General features: G+C 41.1%; 13 protein-coding genes. 8 read left to right on the forward strand and 5 right to left on the reverse strand.

Translation table 11 applies throughout. The annotated features are described in order from the left end of the window. Window positions 1-11 precede the first annotated feature (11 nt). Window positions 12-2,054, reverse strand: a complete 2,043-nt coding sequence (locus tag FO440_RS19100; protein WP_144249904.1) for a M13 family metallopeptidase — start codon at window positions 2,052-2,054, stop codon at window positions 12-14. A gap of 194 nt (window positions 2,055-2,248) precedes the next feature. Here FO440_RS19100 and FO440_RS19105 point away from each other — a divergent pair, with 194 nt between their 5' ends. Continuing rightward, on the forward strand, window positions 2,249-4,915 hold the full coding sequence (locus FO440_RS19105) for a valine--tRNA ligase (protein WP_144249905.1): 2,667 nt from the start codon (window positions 2,249-2,251) through the stop codon (window positions 4,913-4,915). A 56-nt stretch (window positions 4,916-4,971) separates the two neighbouring features. After that, a complete protein-coding gene (locus FO440_RS19110; RefSeq protein WP_144249906.1) occupies window positions 4,972-6,777 on the forward strand; it encodes a response regulator in 1,806 nt (601 codons plus the stop codon). Window positions 6,778-6,783: 6 nt separating this feature from the next. On the opposite strand, the gene FO440_RS19115 is transcribed toward FO440_RS19110, so the two are convergent. Then, complete coding sequence (locus tag FO440_RS19115) at window positions 6,784-7,236, reverse strand: type I restriction enzyme HsdR N-terminal domain-containing protein (RefSeq protein ID WP_144249907.1); 453 nt, start codon at window positions 7,234-7,236, stop codon at window positions 6,784-6,786. A 101-nt stretch (window positions 7,237-7,337) separates the two neighbouring features. Between FO440_RS19115 and FO440_RS19120 the strand changes: the two genes are divergently transcribed. The 4 genes from FO440_RS19120 to FO440_RS19135 all read left to right on the forward strand — a co-directional run bounded on the left by FO440_RS19120 (window position 7,338) and on the right by FO440_RS19135 (window position 10,615). Continuing rightward, window positions 7,338-7,943 (forward strand): hypothetical protein, encoded by a 606-nt coding sequence (locus FO440_RS19120; protein WP_144249908.1) that lies wholly within the window; start codon window positions 7,338-7,340, stop codon window positions 7,941-7,943. 87 nt (window positions 7,944-8,030) lie between these two features. Beyond that, window positions 8,031-9,053 (forward strand): DNA polymerase III subunit delta, encoded by a 1,023-nt coding sequence (holA, locus tag FO440_RS19125; protein ID WP_144249909.1) that lies wholly within the window; start codon window positions 8,031-8,033, stop codon window positions 9,051-9,053. A gap of 65 nt (window positions 9,054-9,118) precedes the next feature. Then, the gene (locus tag FO440_RS19130) at window positions 9,119-9,523 is read left to right on the forward strand and encodes an EVE domain-containing protein (protein WP_144249910.1); all 405 of its coding nucleotides are present in this window, start codon (window positions 9,119-9,121) and stop codon (window positions 9,521-9,523) included. Between the two features lie 3 nt (window positions 9,524-9,526). Further along, window positions 9,527-10,615: a carbohydrate-binding family 9-like protein gene (locus FO440_RS19135; RefSeq protein ID WP_144249911.1), complete on the forward strand. Its 1,089-nt coding sequence runs from the start codon at window positions 9,527-9,529 to the stop codon at window positions 10,613-10,615. Between the two features lie 14 nt (window positions 10,616-10,629). Here the strand turns inward: FO440_RS19135 and FO440_RS19140 are convergent, their stop codons facing one another. Together FO440_RS19140 and FO440_RS19145 are read right to left on the reverse strand one after the other, a co-directional pair. Next, window positions 10,630-10,977: a hypothetical protein gene (locus FO440_RS19140; RefSeq protein WP_144249912.1), complete on the reverse strand. Its 348-nt coding sequence runs from the start codon at window positions 10,975-10,977 to the stop codon at window positions 10,630-10,632. Window positions 10,978-11,042: 65 nt separating this feature from the next. Beyond that, the gene (locus tag FO440_RS19145; RefSeq protein ID WP_144249913.1) at window positions 11,043-11,564 is read right to left on the reverse strand and encodes an acyl-CoA thioesterase; all 522 of its coding nucleotides are present in this window, start codon (window positions 11,562-11,564) and stop codon (window positions 11,043-11,045) included. A gap of 99 nt (window positions 11,565-11,663) precedes the next feature. Here FO440_RS19145 and FO440_RS19150 point away from each other — a divergent pair, with 99 nt between their 5' ends. Both FO440_RS19150 and FO440_RS19155 read left to right on the forward strand, forming a co-directional pair. Further along, window positions 11,664-13,925, forward strand: a complete 2,262-nt coding sequence (locus tag FO440_RS19150; protein ID WP_222104018.1) for a S9 family peptidase — start codon at window positions 11,664-11,666, stop codon at window positions 13,923-13,925. An 88-nt stretch (window positions 13,926-14,013) separates the two neighbouring features. Beyond that, the gene (locus tag FO440_RS19155) at window positions 14,014-14,592 is read left to right on the forward strand and encodes a YceI family protein (RefSeq protein WP_144249914.1); all 579 of its coding nucleotides are present in this window, start codon (window positions 14,014-14,016) and stop codon (window positions 14,590-14,592) included. A gap of 218 nt (window positions 14,593-14,810) precedes the next feature. Here the strand turns inward: FO440_RS19155 and FO440_RS19160 are convergent, their stop codons facing one another. Further along, window positions 14,811-15,272 (reverse strand): DUF2147 domain-containing protein, encoded by a 462-nt coding sequence (locus FO440_RS19160; protein ID WP_144249915.1) that lies wholly within the window; start codon window positions 15,270-15,272, stop codon window positions 14,811-14,813. Between the last annotated feature and the right edge of the window lie 13 nt (window positions 15,273-15,285).

The following is a 15,285-nucleotide window of genomic DNA, read 5'->3' on the forward strand; positions in this document are numbered from 1 at the left end:
AAAATCTTAGTCTACCACACTTTTATCCTGTCCTCCGGCTTTTTATAAAGCTTATCACCTGGTTTTATGTTAAAAGCTTTGTACCAGGCATCAATATTGGTTAAGGCGGCAAAGGCGCGGTACTGGCCGGGCGAATGCGGATCTACCAATACCAATTGTGCCGCGGTTTCGGGCCTTGCGCTGCCGCGCCATACCTGCGCGAACGACAGGAAGAAACGCTGATCGGGCGTAAAACCATCAATTTTAACTTTTGATTTTCCTTCTTTGGTTTTCTTGAATGCTTCATAAGCCACGTTAAGCCCGCCAAGGTCGGCCAGGTTTTCGCCTAAAGTAAGGCGCCCGTTTACGTGCAGGGTATCATTAACCGTATAGGCATTAAATTGGTCGACCACTTTATCGGCACGTTTTTTAAACTTATCAGCATCGGCTTTGGTCCACCAATCATGCAATGATCCGTCGGCATCATATTGGCGGCCCTGGTCGTCAAAGCCGTGGGTCATTTCGTGCCCTATAACCGCGCCTATCGCGCCATAGTTGATAGCATCATCCGCGTTAAAATCAAAGAAAGGGTATTGCAGTATCCCGGCCGGGAAGGTAATTTCATTTTTGGTTGGGCTGTAATTGGCATTTACAGTCGGCGGGGTCATGTTAAAGCGTGTTTTATCAACAGGTTTACCTAACTGGCTTACGTTAAAATTATAACGCCATTGGGCCATACGGCGTAGGTTGCCAGCATAATCGTCGCGCGCTATTACCAGGCCCTGGTACACTTCCCACTTGTCGGCGTAGCCAACCTTTACGCTAAATGCTGCCAGCTTTTTAAGCGCACGGGCTTTGGTTTCTTCGCTCATCCAGTCAAGGTGTTTAATCCTGTCGCCTAAAACACTTTTAAGGTTATTAACCAGGTTGATCATGTAAACCTTCGCGGCAGGCTTGAAGTATTTTTCGGCATATAGCTGGCCCAGCAGTTCGCCCACGCTTTGATCTATCATTGATGCCATGCGTTCGCTACGCGGTGTTTGTACTTTTTGCCCGCTTAAAACGCTGTTGAAATTAAATGACGCGTTAACAAAAGGCGAGCTTAATGAACCGGCCGATCCTTTTAATATGCCCCAGGTGAGGTAAGTTTTCAGATCGTTAACATCAGTAGCGCCAACCAAGGCATCTTCAGCCTTAAAAAAGTCAGGATTATCAACAATCACGCTGTCCTGCCCGGCAGCTTTCATGGCCGGCATCAACTTAACCCAATCAAAATGCGGGGTGATGTTTTTAAAACCAATTACCGAAAATTTGTTATACCGTTTATTAGCGTCGCGCATCTCGGTACGGCTCAATTGCGCTTTGGCAAGTTTGGTTTCAATATCAAAAATTACATCAGCATTTTTTACAGCTTCTTTAGCGTCGGTACCGGTTAGGGTAAACAGGGTTACAATGTACTGCTTGTAGGTGTTCTGGATTTTAATGGTACGGGCATCATCCTTCAAATAATAATCACGGTCAGGCAGGGTAGTGCCGCCCTGCGAAAAATTCACAATATTAACATTGGGGTGCTTTGCATCGGCGCCTACGCCAAAGCCAAAGAAAGGGTTTGTAAGGGCACGGGTACGCTCATAAACCATCTCGTTAATTACATCATCGGTAGTTTTGATGGCGGCAATACGTTCCAGATCGAGCTTTATAGGGTCATAACCCCGTTTTTCAATAGCAACGCTATCCATCGCGCTGGCGTAAAGATCGCCAACCCGTTGTTTAACGCTCCCTTTAGGCTGGCCAGGGGTACGGCTAACTTCATTCAGGATGCCTACCAGGCGATCGATATTTTCCTGGGCTAAAACGTTGAACGCTCCCCAGCGGGTTTGCTTGGCAGGTATAGGGTTGTTTTTTATCCAGGTACCGTTGGCATATTCAAAGAAATCATCACCGGGCTTAACCGACAGGTCCATATTGGCGCGGTCAATGTATTTTTTCTTGGGTTTTGTTTTGTCAATAACAAATGCACTGGCGGCAATGCATATGCCACCGGCTAAAATTACGTGGCTTAATTTTATTTTCATCAGATCTAATAACGAGTTCAGTTGGTACAATATTAGCAATTAAAAAAATAGCGTAAAAACAGTCCCCGATATTGTTACAATAGTGTTGGAGTGATTCAAGTTTTAAAGTGGATCACTTGCAGGCTATAACCGTTCTGTCAAATCCGGCAATCAATCCCCAAACTTTTAAATCAAAACGCTATTTTTGTGCCCTTATGAGTATTGCTAAAACATATTTGCCTAAAGAAGCCGAAGAGAAATGGTATAAGTACTGGTTAGAAAATGGATTTTTCAAATCAGTACCCGATGACCGTGAACCGTACACCATTGTAATGCCGCCGCCTAACGTTACCGGGGTATTGCACATGGGGCATATGCTAAACAATACCATACAGGATGTACTGATTCGCCGTGCCCGCATGAAAGGCAAAAACGCCTGCTGGGTGCCGGGTACAGACCATGCCAGTATTGCTACCGAGGCCAAAGTTGTTGCCATGCTTAAAGAAAAAGGCATCAGCAAGAAAGACTTGAGCCGCGCAGAGTTCCTGGACTATGCCTGGGAATGGAAAGAGAAGTACGGCGGTATCATCCTTGACCAGTTAAAGAAATTGGGTGCCTCATGCGATTGGGACCGCACCCGTTTTACCATGGACGATGATTTGTCTGAAGCGGTAATAGATACGTTTATACATCTTTATAAAAAAGGCTTGATCTACCGCGGTATCCGTATGGTAAACTGGGATCCGCAAGGCAAGACCGCAGTAAGTGATGAAGAGGTGATGCGTAAGGAAGTTAATCAGAAGCTTTATTATATACGCTATGAGGTAAAAGGTGAAAGGCAAAAGGTTAAAGGCGATGAAGAATCTTTAACTTCTTACCTTACAATTGCTACAACTCGCCCGGAAACCATTATGGCTGATGCTGCAATTTGTGTTAACCCTAATGATGAACGGTATTTGCATCTGCATGGCAAGCAGGTATATATCCCGTTAATTAACCGTGAGATCCCGGTGATATTGGATGAGTATGTTACCATGGATTTTGGAACAGGCGCGTTAAAAGTTACACCTGCGCACGACCTGAACGACTATGAGCTTGGCCAAAAGCATAACCTGCCGGTAATTGATATTTTGAATGACGATGGCACATTAAACGCCAAGGCACAGATATTGTTAGGCGAGGACCGTTTTGCCGCCCGCAAAAAGATTGCGGTAATGCTGGAAGAAGCCGGTGTGCTTGAAAAGGTTGAAGAGTATAAATCGCAGGTTGGTTTTTCAGAACGTACCAATGCCGTTATCGAGCCTAAGTTGTCTATGCAATGGTTTTGCAAGATGGAAGATATGGCTAAACCGGCCTTGGATTATGTGCTGAACGGAGAGATCAAACTGATTCCCGAAAAGTTCATCAACACCTACCGCCATTGGATGGAGAACGTAAAGGATTGGTGCATTAGCCGCCAGCTTTGGTGGGGACAACAGATACCTGCTTACTATTTACCCCACGGGCAATACATTATTGCCAAAACGATAGAAGAGGCGCTTGAACTGGCAAACCAAATCAATACTAACAATTCACCACTCACCATTAACGATCTTACCCAGGAAGAAGATGTTGTTGACACTTGGTTCTCGTCATGGTTGTGGCCGATATCTGTTTTTGATGGCTTTAAAGATCCAAACAATGCTGACATTAACTATTATTATCCAACCAACGACCTGGTAACCGCGCCCGAGATCCTGTTTTTCTGGGTAGCGCGGATGATCATGGCCGGGCATGAGTTTAGAGGAAAGATGCCGTTCGAGAATGTTTACTTAACCGGTATTGTTCGTGATAAACAAGGCCGTAAGATGTCAAAATCATTAGGCAACTCGCCCGACCCTTTAGACCTGATAGATAAATATGGTGCCGATGGTGTGCGTGTAGGTATGCTGTTAAGTTCGCCTGCCGGTAATGACCTGATGTTTGACGAAGGTCACTGCGAACAGGGCCGTAATTTTTACAACAAAGTATGGAACGCTTTCCGATTAGTTAAAGGCTGGGAAGTTGACGACAAATTGGAAAATCCTAATAAGGTAGCTATCGACTGGTTTGAAAGCCGCTTTAACCAGGCTTTAACAGAAATAGAAGATACTTTTGCGCAGTACCGTTTGTCTGAAGCGCTAATGGCTACTTACAAGCTGGTATGGGACGATTTTTGTGCCTGGTACCTTGAAATGATCAAGCCGGTTTACCTGCAACCAATAGACAGAGAGACCCATACTAAGACAATTGAATTTTTTTCAAATATTTTAAAACTGCTGCACCCCTTTATTCCGTTTATTACGGAAGAATTATGGCATGACGATCTTTTTGGGGACCGCAAGGACTCCGATTGCTGTATTGTTGCTCAATTGCCAAATAGTGGGGAAATAAATACCCGTTTATTGGCCGACGTTGAAAATGTTAAACAGGTAATAACACAAATTAGAAATATTCGTAACAATAAACAGATCTCGCCAAAAGAGGCTTTACCGCTTTCTGTCAAAGCAATCTCTGGCGTCTCTTATTTATCGTATAAAGAAATATTGGTGAAACTGGCAAATTTAAGCGAGCTGGTTTTAGTTACTGATAAAATGAGCGGTGCCATTAATTTTTTAGTGTCGACAGATGAGTTTTATGTGCCTTTGAAGGAGACCATAGATCCTGTAGCCGAGAAAGAAAGATTGCAAAAAGAGAAGGATTATTTAACCGGTTTTTTAAAGTCAGTTAACGCTAAATTAACAAACGAAAAATTCATGGCTAATGCCAAGCCCGAGATTATTGAGGCCGAGCAAAAAAAGAGAGCCGACGCAGAGGCTAAACTTAAGATCATTGACGAAGGGCTGTCGGGATTGGCAGGCTAATTGCATAAGTAGTAGTAGCAGTAACTTATGTTATTGCTATTTCGCTGCGCAATGTAATGAACAAAAAAGCCAATTTTTTTAACTTTTCTATTAATAAAATTTTATCGGACGATCTATCTGTACTTGACAATGCAAGGTTAAGGTTGCTTTACTATGGCTTAGCCTTATCGTTTTTTACACTGCTTATCATACTAACAAATGTCGTAGTAAAATACCAGGTTATCCTGAGCATTACTACCGGTGTTATGTTCGTTTCGTCAATAGTTTTATTTAAATACCTTACTTACAGACCACGGTGGACACCTATTGCGCACATGGTGTTGATCATTGCCACCCTGGTTAATTTTGCCGATATTTTTGTAGCCATCCATAACATCAGTATAGTAACAGTCGAAGCCGTTATCATGATAATGCTTTTTGGCTTTTACATGCTCGGCAAAAAATATGGCACATTATACACCCTGCTTAATGTAGTGCCGGTATCCATACTTTTAATATTAAAACATACTAATGGTTACCTGATACCTTTTAAGCCTGAAAGTGTAGACCAATCAACTAATTTAATAGCGATGGTTGCCAGTTTTGTGTTGATTGTTTTTATGCACAGTTACTTTTACACCGCCTTTATACGGACAATAAAGGAACTGGAAATAGGTAACAAAAAACAGCGTGGATTAGCCGCCGAATTTGAATTGGCTGTTGAAAAGGCCGAGCGGTCGTCAGAAGCAAAATCGGAGTTTTTATCTACCATGTCGCATGAGATCAGGACACCACTTAACGCCGTTATAGGTATGAGCAACTTACTGATAAGCGGCAATCCACGACCTGATCAAAAAGAAAACCTGGAAGTATTGAAATTTTCGGCAGGTAACCTTTTATCTATTATTAATGATGTGCTTGATTTTAATAAGATCGAATCAGGCAAACTGGTTTTTGAACACATTAAGTTCAACTTACCCGAGTTAATGCAAAATATCTGTGGCGGACAGGTGATGTCGGCAAAGGTAAAGGGCATATTATTTAAATTGGATGTTGATAGCACGTTAAGCAAAAAAGTTTTGGTAGGCGATCCTACCCGCATTTCACAAATCGTTTTTAACCTAGTAAATAACGCTATTAAATTTACTGCCGATGGGACAGTTACGGTTAAAGCAACCTGTGTAGAAGATAGATCGGACAAAGTAATAGTGAATTTTTGTGTAAAGGATACAGGTATCGGGATTGAGCAGAGCCGGTTAGATGTGATCTTTGAGCCGTTTATACAGGAGTCTTTAAGCACAACCAGGCGCTATGGTGGCACAGGTTTAGGGTTAGCTATAGTTAATCGGCTGCTTGAGTTGCAGGGCATAAAAATAAAAGTATCAAGCGTACCAGGTACAGGATCTGAGTTTTCATTTAATATGGAATTCCCGGTATCGGCAGAAGTTGTTGAAACGCCTGTGGCAAGTCGCTTATTAGATATTGACGAGTTTACAGAATCATTAAGCTCTATCCGCATGCTTATTGCCGAGGATAACCCGGTAAACGTATTGCTGATGCAAAAGCTGCTCTCTAAGTGGGACCTTGTCCCGGCTATTGCAGAAAATGGCGAATGCGCTGTTGAACTGGTACGGGAAAATGATTTTGATATTATATTAATGGACCTGCAAATGCCTATTATGAACGGCTTTGACGCTGCAAAGGCTATCCGCAAAATGGACGATCCGCATAAATCAAATACACCGATCATTGCTTTAACCGCATCGGCATTATTTGACATCCGCGAGCGTGTGGAAGAATCAGGGATGAATGATTATGTGTCAAAACCATTTAAACCCAATGAGTTGTTCGAGAAGATCCAACAACTCGTGGTTCATTCATAATAGCGACTAACTTTCCAAATAAGCCGGTAATTCTTCAATAAACCGGTAGTTTTGTTGCTCGAAATTTATGCGGCAATAAAAGTGCTGCAATCCGTTGGTAACGGCTAACAAACCAATTTTATGTACAATGTTGTACCTTGCTACCTGGTCAAAAACTTTTTGATCGATAGTGACGGATGACGCTTTACACTCAACCAGCAAGATCTTTTCGCCGGCAGAATTGAATGCAATGATGTCTGATCGTTTTTGTTTACCGTGCAGCTTATGGCCGCCCTCCAGTTTTATAAGGCTTTTAGGATAATTTTTTTGCCTGATCAGGTATTGTACAAAATGCTGGCGTACCCATTCTTCGGGGGTAATAATGATAGTGCGTTTTCTTATCTCGTCAAACAAACTTAGCTGCCCGTTCTCATCTGTAATTTTAAAAGGATAGGGAGGTAAGTTTAAGGGTTGAAGCATGTGTTAATTAAAAAGTCAAAAGTAAAAATTCGATTAATTTAAAGTACAAGTCTCGCGCATAAATTAGTAATTTAATTATCTTCATTAAAAACATTATTGTAATGATTAAAAAAATATGGGACGCGTTATTTACAAAGTCCGAGCTTTTGCAAGATATTTATCTGATAGCACAATTGAACGATAAAGTTATGCCTATAGATCGGGGTGAGATTTATGAAGATCCGCTCGATAGCTTTTTAAAGCTAAATTTTTATGGTGAAGTAACCGGAGGTGGTACACAACTTACAGTAAATAACGAAATAGCATACTGCGATGTGGAGATAAAATTGAATAAGGAACCCACCGGTTTAATCATTTCAGATATAATAAGAAAAATAGAAAATCTCGGTGCCCCAAAAGGATCAAAACTAATAATAGAGAAAACGGGAGAAAAAATACCATTTGGCAAATTAGAAGGGTTAGCTATTTATTTGGATGGGATTAATTTATCGGATGAAGTTTACAAAAATTCAGATACCGAAGCCTTAGCTCTGAATATAAGGAAACTAATTGGAATAAATGATGATATTATCAGATACTCGCAAGGTAATACTGAAACCGCTTTATATTTTTATAGTACGTCGTTTGAAGATATGAAAAGCAAGATCAGCAATTTTATTGCTACTGAACCTGAATGTGAAAATTCAAGAATTGTGCAAATAGCTTGAACCATCTTTAAAACCAATCTCCTCTTGAAGTTATTTAAATAAGGAAATAAGCATTTTTGCCTTTTGAATTTTTACTTTTGAATTGAAATGAGCGCTGCCGATATTATAAAAGATCTAAAAAACCGTAAATACAAACCAGTTTACCTTTTACACGGCGAAGAGCCTTATTTTATTGACTTGGTTGGCGGTCATGTTGAGCATAAACTACTGTCCGACGCCGAGAAAGGTTTTAATCAAACTGTACTGTACGGCAAGGACACAGATGTAATGACGGTACTAAACGCGGCCAAACGTTACCCCATGATGGCTGACTACCAGGTGGTATTGGTAAAAGAGGCCCAGGAAATGAAGTGGGGTAGTGATGGCGACGATAAAAAAGGTATTAACCCACTGTTGAGTTACCTTGAAAACCCGCTGCCCAGCACTATACTGGTTTTCTGTTATAAATACGGAAAGTTTGATAAGCGAAAAAAGACCTACAAAGCGATAGAAAAGAACGGCTTGGTATTTGAATCGGCCGCATTATATGATAGTAAGATACCTGCATGGATAGAAACATACCTGACCGACAAAGGTTATAAGATCAACCAGCAGACGTCATTAATGCTGGCGGAATATCTGGGTAATGATCTTTCAAAAATTGTAAACGAACTGGATAAGCTAATGCTTAACGTAGCGGCAGGGCAAGAAATCACGCTTAAACATATTCATGATAATATTGGCATCAGCAAAGAATATAATGTGTTTGAGCTGCAAACCGCGTTGGGTAAAAAGGATGTTTTAAAAGTGAATCAGATCATCAACTATTTTGAGGCCAACCCTAAAGCAAATCCGATAGTGCTGGTATTGGGCAATCTGAATAATTTTTTTACTAAAGTGCTTCTTTATCATTACTCAAAAGATAAGTCGCAACAAAACCTGGCCCGCGAGTTGGGTATTAATCCGTTCTTTGTTAAAGATTACGAGCTGGCGGCCCGTAGCTATCCCTACGGTAAAACCATGCAGATCATCAGTTACCTGCGCGAGTATGATGTGAAAAGTAAAGGTGTGGAGTCAAATACCGATCATGGCGGGTTGATGAAAGAGTTAATGTTTAAGATATTGCATTAAGCTAATCGGCCGCTTTTTATTTTATCCCCTTTTTAATAGCTTTACCGCATAACTAAACAGCAATTATGAATTATTGGTTGGTCAAGTCTGAGCCGCATAAATACAGTTGGGAAAAATTTAACCAGGATGGCCGCACCTTTTGGGACGGCGTACGCAATTACCAGGCGCGTAATAACTTACGTGAAATGAAAGATGGCGACCTGGTATTGTTTTACCACAGTAATGAAGGTAAAGAAGTTGTAGGTATTGCCAAAGTTGTTAAAGAGGCCTACCAGGATCCAACTACCACCGACCCTAACTGGCTGGTGGTCGACCTTTCGCCGGTTGAAACCCTAAAGAACCCTGTTACCCTTGAGCAAATAAAAGCCGATGAGTTTTTAAAAGATGTAGGCCTGGTTAGGCAGGGCCGCCTGTCTGTAATGGGATTAAAACGCGAGGAGTTTGATCGCATTGTAGAGTTGGGTAGTTAATGTATGAAAACGCTTAGCCGGTTATATTTACTGTTATTGTTTTTATTGCCGCTAAGCTTGAAAGCGCAATCGCCTTTTAATGGGTTTGAGAACCTGTTTACCGTACCCAAAAATTACATTATAAATTATGTAAAAGTACCGCCGGTTATTGACGGCGATATCAATGATGCCGTATGGCAGCAGGCACAATGGACAGATAATTTTCTTGACATCGAGGGTGATCTTAAGCCAGAGCCAAAGCTGCAAACTAATGTTAAAATGCTTTGGGGCGATACCTGTATCTACATAGCTGCAAAGATCCATGATCTGCAGGTTTGGGCCTATATTAAAAAGCACGATCAGATAGTTTTCCTGGATAATGACTTCGAGGTGTTTGTTAGCCCCACCAATTCAACCCATCAATATTTCGAGCTTGAATTTAACGCGCGCAATACCGTGTTCGACCTGCTTTTGAACAAGCCTTACCGCAATAACGGAAATCCTTTGTTCGGCTGGAACCCACAGGGCTTACGATCTGCAGTTAAAATACAGGGTACTTTAAATAACCCAAAAGATGTGGATAAGGGCTGGACTATCGAGATCGCTATACCATACCGGTCAATAAGTTTGGGTAATGATATCCAAACACCTGTCGACGGGACTTTATGGCGCATTAACTTTTCCCGGGTAGAATGGGATACAAAAGTAGTTAACGGCAATTACGTTAAGCTAAAAGACGATAAAGGAAACAACCTACCCGAGCATAACTGGGTATGGTCGCCGCAAGGGGTTATCAATATGCATTACCCCGAGCGCTGGGGGTACCTGCAATTCAGAAAAACGACAGATACCGCAGGGTTTAAAATTCCCTATGCCGAGCTGCAAAAACAATATTTATGGCTTGTGTATTACAAAGAAAAAAAATGGTATGACGAACATCATACATACAATACCGACCTACGTTCTCTCAATTTAACGCCGGATCTGTCGGTTAGCAACCGGCAAAATAAATTAGCGTTAGAAGCTACATCGCACCAGTTTATGGCGTTTATAACCGACGAAAATGATCATATCACATGGTCGATAAACCAGGAAGGTTTGATAAGTCGTTAGATCATGTATGCTTGCTAAAACTTACCGAAGAAATTAGAGATATCAAAGTAAGTATCTATTGATTTACCATCGGTAGTTGTAACCTTTATAATATCATAAGGTTTTTTATCGTGGTAGGCAAGTGATTGGCCTGCTCTTTTATTGCCGGGATATTTTTTATATAACCAGGCATATTCGGCGCTTATGCCGGTGCTCTCGCTTGTGGCTGTTATTATAAGGGCTTTTTCAAATGATGAACCATCATTAGTTTCATGAACCGGTGGCGGGATCAATACCACATTTGTTGTTTTTGTCAGTGGTTTTTTAGCAGTGCATGAGCTTAACAAAGCCAAGGCAATTAATAGGAATAAGGTGTTCTTCATGATTGGTTTAGATTGGTTTTTATAAAATTAATATTTTTTTTAAAAAATACCAATCATGAGAAAATCTATTTCTGCTCGCTAAAAAACAAGGCTTTTAGTTCGGTGGCATCGTCGGCTTTCATTTTTCCGCTTAATATCAGGCGTAATTGACGGCGACGAAGGGCGCCGTTATAAAGTTCGGTTTCTTCTGCAGTTTCGGGGATCAGCTCGGGCACGGTTACTTTATGGCCATCATTATCCAAAGCTACAAACGTATAATAAGCCTCATTACTTCTGATCAATGTGCCCGATGGTATATTTTGTGCCCAAATATCCAATCGTACTTCTACAGAGGTGCTGAATGCCCTTGATACCCTTGCTTCAATAGTTACCACATCACCCAGTTTAATGGAATGTTTAAATGAAACGTTATCAACCGATGCCGTTACCACGATACGGTTGCAATGTTTTTGAGCCGATATGGCAGCAGCTATGTCCATCCAATGCAGCAGGCGCCCGCCCATCAGGTTATTTAATGTATTGGTATCATTGGGTAATACCAGTTCGTTCATTATGGTTAGCGAGTCCTTTGGCGTTTTTGATGTCATTAGTGTAGATTTAACGTAAATATACGGCTTAACTGTAACTAATGCCGTATAATTTTGTCCAAACGCGGTAAATGCTTTAGCTTTATCCAAACTGATTTCATGATGAAAAAACTATCCGCACAATACCTGTGCATCGCGCTCTGCTTGATAGGCGCAGCCCCTTACGCCGTCAATGCGCAAAAAAAAACCGAATATGCAACCCTTACAGACGCGTTGTTTGCCGGGCAGCGGTTAAATGGCAAACAAGGGCCCCAAAGTGTTAACTGGATAAACGACGGCCAGAAATATTCATACATAGCCGGCGAGGAGATCCGTTCAATGGAACCTTCAACCTTAAAGGACGAACTGATATTCTCAAAACAGGGTCTTAGTTTCCCGGGCACTACAAAGCCTTTTGATTATGAATCGTTCCAATGGTCGCATGATTCAAAGAACCTTGTCTTTCAGTCAGATTTCAGGCCTATCTACCGTAAATCAGGCATATCAGATTATTATGTTTATAACCTGCAAAGCAAACAACTAAAGCTTGCCGCTAAAGATGCGCGCACCGCCGAGCTATCGCCGGACGGTAAAAAGGTAGGAATTGAGCGTAAAGGCAATATGTATGTTTATGACTTTGCAACCGGGCAGGAAAAACAGTTAACTGACGATGCCACCGGTGATAATGCCATTTTTAACGGACATTACGATTGGGTTTACGAAGAAGAATTTGGCAAGCCGCAGGCCTGGAACTGGTCGCCTGATAATAAATACATAGCCTATTGGCAGTTTGACGAGAGCAAAGTACCCGATTTTGAAATGACCAATTTCGAGGGAGATCATAATGATATTGTACATATCTCTATCCCGCAGGTGGGTGATGAGAACCCAAAAGTACGCATCGGCGTAGCCGATGTTACTACCGGTAAAAAGATCTGGCTGCAGCCTGATGAGACAGGCGATTTTTATATCCCGCGTATTTACTGGACAAGTAACCCGGATGTTTTGGCGATGATGACGCTAAACCGCGAGCAAAACCATATGAAGCTGTATTTCTTTAATGTAAAAACAGGCGAACACCATGTAGTACTCGAAGAAAAGAATACCAGCTGGGTAGCCGTATTTGATTTTTACACCGAGGTGGATGATATGGTTTACTTTCCAGAAAAATCAAAAGAATTTTTCTGGGTGTCAGACCGCTCGGGTTATTACCACATTTACCGCTACAGCTATGATGGTAAGCTGATCAACCAGGTTACCAAAGGCGATTGGGATATGATAAAAGTAAACGGCATCAATCCGCAGACAAAAAGTATCTACTACCTGTCGGCCGAGTCGTCTGGCCTGGCGCAGGAATTTTACACTATCAACTTTGATGGCAGTGGTAAAAAGAAACTAAGCACTGTTGATGGATTTCATCGTATCGATATGTCACCAAATACACAGTATTACATAGATACTTACAGTAACCTAAGTACACCAACCCATGTTGATCTATTTGACAATACGGGTAAATCATTAAAAACATTAGAAGATAACCAGGCCGTTACCGAGTTTTTGAAAACGCATTCGTACTCGGCACCCGAATTGTTTAAGGTTAAAACAAGTGATGGGGTAAACCTTGATGCTTATATGATCAAGCCGTTCAATTTTGATCCTTCAAAAAAATATCCTGTTGTGTTTACTGTTTATGGCGGGCCTGAATCGCATTCGGTCTACAATAAATTTTCGGCGAATGGCTGGCAGCAATGGCTCGCACAAAATGGATATATCGTTGTGGACCTGAACAACCGGGGCATATCAAACTATGGCAGCGCGTTTTTAAAGATAGGGTATAAGCAATTAGGTAAATATGAGAGCGCCGATTTTGCTGAAACCGCGCAATACATGAATACTTTACCTTACGTTGATAAAGGCAACATTGCCATAATGGGTACCAGCTATGGTGGTTACGCTACTGTTTATACATTGCTTAACCACCCCGGAGTGTTTAAGGCGGGTTTGGCCAATTCGGCAGTTACCGACTGGCGTTTGTATGACGATATTTATACCGAGCGTTATATGGGCCTTGCTAAAGAAAATGCCGCAGGCTATGATAAAAGTTCAACGTTAACGGCTGCCGGTAACCTGCAGGATCATTTACTGATTATCCATTCTATGAGTGACGATAATGTGCACCCGGCAAATACCATGCAGTTGCTTACCGCGTTAACTACAGCAGGCAAAGATGCCGATGTTAGGATCTATCCCAAAGGGGCACATGGCGCGGCTTATGATCTGGCAAGTTATGTGTTGATAGAAAATGTTAATTTTCAATACCTTGAAAAATACCTGAAGGGAAATAATAATTTGCCAAATCTTAATGCTAAAAAAGCACAATAGACATGCAAAAGTCAAAATAAATGTTTAAACATTTATTTGTTAATGTTATTTTTACTTTTGTTGAAACATAAAAAAACAAATCACAAAAATGAAAAAGATCGTTTTCCTTTTAGCAGCTGCCATATTATCAGTAACTGCTGTATCTGCACAATCTACCTGGAAAGTAGATAAAATGCACGCTAAACTTACATTCACTGTTACCCACCTTGCGGTATCAGATGTAGATGGCTTATTTAAAGACTTTGATGTTACTATTGAAAGCAGCAAACCTGATTTTAGCGATGCTAAATTTACCCTTGTTGCACAAACCGCGTCTGTTAATACCGAGGTTGATAAACGCGATGAAGATTTAAGAAGCGCTAACTTTTTTGAAGTTGACAAATATCCTACAATGAACTTTACCAGTACCGGTATTACAAAAACTACTGCAAATCATTATAAATTAAAAGGTAACCTTACTTTACATGGTGTTACCAAACCGGTTGAAATGGACCTGTGGTACCGTGGTACTATAACTAACCCAATGAGCAACAAGCTTGATGCAGGTTTTAAATTAACCGGTGTTATCAAACGTTCTGACTTTGGTTTCGGCGCAAAATACAGCGCACCTATACTAAGCGACGAAGTACAAATAAAAGCTGACGGCGAGTTCGGTAAAGCTAATTAAGAGATTAGTCATTAGTCATTAGTCATTAGTCATTAGTCATTAGTCATTAGTCATTAGTCATTAGTCATTAGTCATTAGTCATTAGTCATTAGTCATTAGTCTAATTTTGGCTATACAAGTTACTAAAAAGGGCGATAGGTATTGAAACTTATCGCCCTTTTTCATTTAGCCTACGACAGGCCTAATCTCTAATCAACCAATCTCTAATCAACTAACTCCTAATCCTTAACCCGCATAAAACTCATGGTTTTGCCTATAAATTTAAAATGCCAGTAACCGGTAACCTTTAATACGCCGTCTTTGTCAATCTGTACAGACGCGCTCCATTCCTTTCCGCTTTGCGCGTCATAGATCTTGCCATTTTCCCAACTGTCTGATTTGGGTACATAAGTCATGGTGCTTAGTATATCCATGCCTAATAATTTGCGGTTTCTTAAAGCCGGATCAGGGTTATGCTTATCAGTCCACTCATCCATGGTTTTGCTATTATCGACGTTTTTAAACCAAATGGTTTTCCCTCTAAATCCGTTTCCTTCTTTATATACCTGAACTATAATGTCTTTTTTTGATGAGATCCATTTGCCGCAGATCCTGTCGGCATCATTTGTTGTGTATTTAGGCGCAATAGCGGTAAGAAAAAATAGGGTGAAAAATTTAAATAGTAGTTTATTATATAGCATTATACCTTATACT

It is taken from the genome of Mucilaginibacter corticis (assembly GCF_007558865.1).
In the GTDB taxonomy this organism is placed as follows: domain Bacteria; phylum Bacteroidota; class Bacteroidia; order Sphingobacteriales; family Sphingobacteriaceae; genus Mucilaginibacter; species Mucilaginibacter corticis.

What these genes read in the sequence shown, in the direction of transcription:
- FO440_RS19100 (WP_144249904.1), bottom strand. Translation starts at nt 2,054, where the DNA reads ATGAAAATAAAATTAAGCCACGTAATTTTAGCCGGTGGCATATGCATT.
- FO440_RS19105 (WP_144249905.1), top strand. Translation starts at nt 2,249, where the DNA reads ATGAGTATTGCTAAAACATATTTGCCTAAAGAAGCCGAAGAGAAATGG.
- FO440_RS19110 (WP_144249906.1), top strand. Translation starts at nt 4,972, where the DNA reads ATGAACAAAAAAGCCAATTTTTTTAACTTTTCTATTAATAAAATTTTA.
- FO440_RS19115 (WP_144249907.1), bottom strand. Translation starts at nt 7,236, where the DNA reads ATGCTTCAACCCTTAAACTTACCTCCCTATCCTTTTAAAATTACAGAT.
- FO440_RS19120 (WP_144249908.1), top strand. Translation starts at nt 7,338, where the DNA reads ATGATTAAAAAAATATGGGACGCGTTATTTACAAAGTCCGAGCTTTTG.
- holA (WP_144249909.1), top strand. Translation starts at nt 8,031, where the DNA reads ATGAGCGCTGCCGATATTATAAAAGATCTAAAAAACCGTAAATACAAA.
- FO440_RS19130 (WP_144249910.1), top strand. Translation starts at nt 9,119, where the DNA reads ATGAATTATTGGTTGGTCAAGTCTGAGCCGCATAAATACAGTTGGGAA.
- FO440_RS19135 (WP_144249911.1), top strand. Translation starts at nt 9,527, where the DNA reads ATGAAAACGCTTAGCCGGTTATATTTACTGTTATTGTTTTTATTGCCG.
- FO440_RS19140 (WP_144249912.1), bottom strand. Translation starts at nt 10,977, where the DNA reads ATGAAGAACACCTTATTCCTATTAATTGCCTTGGCTTTGTTAAGCTCA.
- FO440_RS19145 (WP_144249913.1), bottom strand. Translation starts at nt 11,564, where the DNA reads ATGACATCAAAAACGCCAAAGGACTCGCTAACCATAATGAACGAACTG.
- FO440_RS19150 (WP_222104018.1), top strand. Translation starts at nt 11,664, where the DNA reads ATGATGAAAAAACTATCCGCACAATACCTGTGCATCGCGCTCTGCTTG.
- FO440_RS19155 (WP_144249914.1), top strand. Translation starts at nt 14,014, where the DNA reads ATGAAAAAGATCGTTTTCCTTTTAGCAGCTGCCATATTATCAGTAACT.
- FO440_RS19160 (WP_144249915.1), bottom strand. Translation starts at nt 15,272, where the DNA reads ATGCTATATAATAAACTACTATTTAAATTTTTCACCCTATTTTTTCTT.